The organism is Roseovarius amoyensis (assembly GCF_003260265.1).
Lineage (GTDB): Bacteria > Pseudomonadota > Alphaproteobacteria > Rhodobacterales > Rhodobacteraceae > Roseovarius > Roseovarius amoyensis.
In genome coordinates, this window is the sequence record NZ_QITQ01000069.1 from 1 (window position 1) to 2596 (window position 2596).

The 2596-nt window shown below is 57.0% G+C and carries 3 protein-coding genes and 2 pseudogenes; 1 reads left to right on the forward strand and 4 read right to left on the reverse strand.

Going from position 1 to position 2596, the window contains the following annotated elements; all coding sequences use genetic code 11:
* From DL899_RS19130 to DL899_RS19145, 4 genes and pseudogenes are all read right to left on the reverse strand, one after another.
* Positions 1 to 80: pseudogene (locus tag DL899_RS19130) on the reverse strand (IS6 family transposase); the annotation flags it as partial.
* 9 nt (positions 81 to 89) lie between these two features.
* Positions 90 to 386 carry an AbiJ-NTD4 domain-containing protein gene (locus tag DL899_RS19135; protein WP_204355376.1) on the reverse strand — a complete coding sequence of 99 codons (297 nt, stop codon included), beginning with the start codon at positions 384 to 386 and terminating at the stop codon, positions 90 to 92.
* A 12-nt stretch (positions 387 to 398) separates the two neighbouring features.
* Positions 399 to 1616, reverse strand: a complete 1218-nt coding sequence (locus DL899_RS19140; protein ID WP_204355377.1) for a type II toxin-antitoxin system HipA family toxin — start codon at positions 1614 to 1616, stop codon at positions 399 to 401.
* Complete coding sequence (locus tag DL899_RS19145; RefSeq protein WP_111735900.1) at positions 1609 to 2208, reverse strand: helix-turn-helix domain-containing protein; 600 nt, start codon at positions 2206 to 2208, stop codon at positions 1609 to 1611. Before DL899_RS19145 ends, DL899_RS19140 begins: the two co-directional genes overlap by 8 nt.
* A gap of 308 nt (positions 2209 to 2516) precedes the next feature.
* On the opposite strand from DL899_RS19145, the pseudogene DL899_RS19150 reads away from it, so the two are divergent.
* Positions 2517 to 2596 (forward strand): annotated as a pseudogene (locus DL899_RS19150) (IS6 family transposase); the annotation flags it as partial.

A 2596-nucleotide genomic window follows, 5' to 3' on the forward strand; every position in this document is an offset into this window, starting at 1 on the left:
TAAGCCCAGACGGCATAGGAGATGATCTCGCGGGGAAAACGAAAGCCCTTCAGGCGTCGAATTGTCAGTACGGTTTTCATGATGACCGCCTATCCCGACGGTACGCCGTGATCAACTTGGCAATGCCCATAGACCTTGTACCAAGGACAGTCGGCAACAAGCCCGACGACCTCTTCCCAGATGTTGAGGTGCTCCGACCAGTTGTTCCGGTCAGGCGGGACGAGCAACACTTGACAGATGATCCGGCGCATGACGGACGGGCTCATGCCGATGTCCTGCCCAATCAGCGGGATCGCATAGCGCAGGTTTTCGGGCGCGTCTTCGTGAACGGTAATCTCCGCGTCTACGCTGCGGTAGCCGTGCCGGTTCGAAAAACTCTCTGCCATTCTGCCAATCCCCTACGCTATCGGCACTGTGTGCAAATGGGCTTCAATCGCCTTGATCGCATCCGCAGTCAGCGGCAGGTTTCCCTTTTCGGCCTGCCAGTGCTCATGGAAGCGCGCGACAGTCTCGCGTGCGGTTCCCAGAACCAGCTTCTCGGATAGACCGGCGTTTGCAGCCAGGTGCGACAGCTCGTCCTTCGAGAACCCGGAGAACTTCTTGGTGCGGCTAAAGGTGAGCGCCGCCCTGTCGTCGTCTATGTAGGCAATAGTCGAGACAAAATCGTAGCACGGCGCGAGCGCCGCCTGCCTTCGATCCGGATAGATCAGCGACCAGTTCTTGAGGTGCATGTCGGCATTGCCGATCAGCACATTGAAAGTCAGCCGCCGGATAAACTCGGCGATGTCGGCCTCTCCGCATTCAGCGGCCAGTACCTGTGCGATGTTGCGCTGGCTTGCCTTCTCGTACTTGTCCTTGGGATAAACGCGAAAGACCTGCGCGAAGTCTTCAATGTGGACGGCACTGCCATCACTCAGACGGTCAAATCTTTCGACAGCCAGCGCCTGACCGCTGACCTTGTCCATGCCTTCTGGCAGATTGCCGATCTCGGCAACATCGATCAACCTGATAGGCGGAACGTCCATGCCGCAGAGACGCGCGAGCGTCATCATCGAGAATTCATTCTCGGGGACAGCATCGAAGCCTTGCGCTGGGAACTTGACGATCCAGGAGCCGCCGACCCCCTTGGCCGGAATCGCAAGACCGCCTTGTTTGTCTCCCAAAGCCGAGAACTTCAACTGAACGCCTGCCAGCGAGAACCTCAGCGCCTGATCTCGATGATCATCGTGATGATCTTCACCATCATCAGCGTCGGGGGGCCACGCCTCACCATCGGCGGGCCGAACAGTGACCGCACCGGGAAGGTCCTCGCCGAGAACCCAGAGCAGGAAAAATTCACGGACGGGCTTCACGCCCGCGCGCTCGGCGAGATAGTCTCGCATGTGACCTTCGGGCAGAAGATTTGAGAAGAAGGGCAGCAGGTGCATGTTCTGCGTACCGAAATCAGTGGTCAGTTCCCCAAGCTCATTCTTGAAGCCGAGGCTCAGAACCGGCCTGCCCGTATCGGCGACATAGCCTTCAGAGAAAGCAAAGAGCGAGGTATCACCGCTGACCCGCGTCAGCGTACCTATCGGCTCTCCGTAGAGCAGGACTTCAAGGACACTGACATCAGCCACGATCGTCACCGTCCAGACGATAGGCCGGACGCGGCAAGGATGGTGCAGATATACCCGCGCCATGGGCGAGTGCGTTGCGCAACATGCGCAACTGGCTCTGCGCCTGCTCGACCGCTTCCAAGTTGCGCGGATCGCTCAGGAACTCCTGCATGGCAGCAGACGCTTCTTGCAACTGAACAAGATCATCGGCTGAAAGCTTGAAGTGCATCAATTCGCGCGCCCGGCGCTGCAACTCCTGAACGACAATCTCAGAGAGCGTTTCACTGGGAAGCGCTGCTATCTGGTCATCAAGGCGCTGCAATAGGTTCGTCGCCTTACGCGCGCTCTGAACGTCACGGTGACCATCATCATCACCGCGAATGATCGCCCGAACGGCAGGCAGCTTCTTGCGCGGGACCAGAGTCAATTCCAGATCAAGTACACGTGCAAGCTCGACCAGGCTGGACAGACGCAGATCGACCGCCCCGTTCTCGATCTTGGAGATGTGGCTCTGTGGAACCCCCGCCTTCGCACTGAGCGCGCGCTGAGAGAGCCCCTTGCGTTCCCGCGCGGCTTTGAGCGACTCTGCGATGTGCTCTGTTGCGTAACTCATGATCTATCTTGCTGCTTCGTTTGCCATTTATGATATGCATAAACATATCACTCACTGAGGTAGACTTCAAGATTGATGTCGAGTTCTATATCAAGGCATGCGCATGATGTGCTTTTATGTATCAAACGCCAGAGAAGTCACTTGCCGAAAAAAGATCCGCTGGAAACTCAAGAGCTTCGAGGAACGACGATCATATGCTCTTAACAGCATCCATGGAGCCGACGGCGTGCTCGGTGTGCTGCTTCTAAATGTACTTCCGATGGCATTGCCAAGTTGATCACGGCGTACCGTCGGGATAGGCGGTCATCATGAAAACCGTACTGACAATTCGACGCCTGAAGGGCTTTCGTTTTCCCCGCGAGATCATCTCCTATGCCGTCTGGGCTTA

Coding starts and splice junctions, on each gene's coding strand:
- DL899_RS19135 (WP_204355376.1), bottom strand. CDS start 386: ATGGCAGAGAGTTTTTCGAACCGGCACGGCTACCGCAGCGTAGACGCG.
- DL899_RS19145 (WP_111735900.1), bottom strand. CDS start 2,208: ATGAGTTACGCAACAGAGCACATCGCAGAGTCGCTCAAAGCCGCGCGG.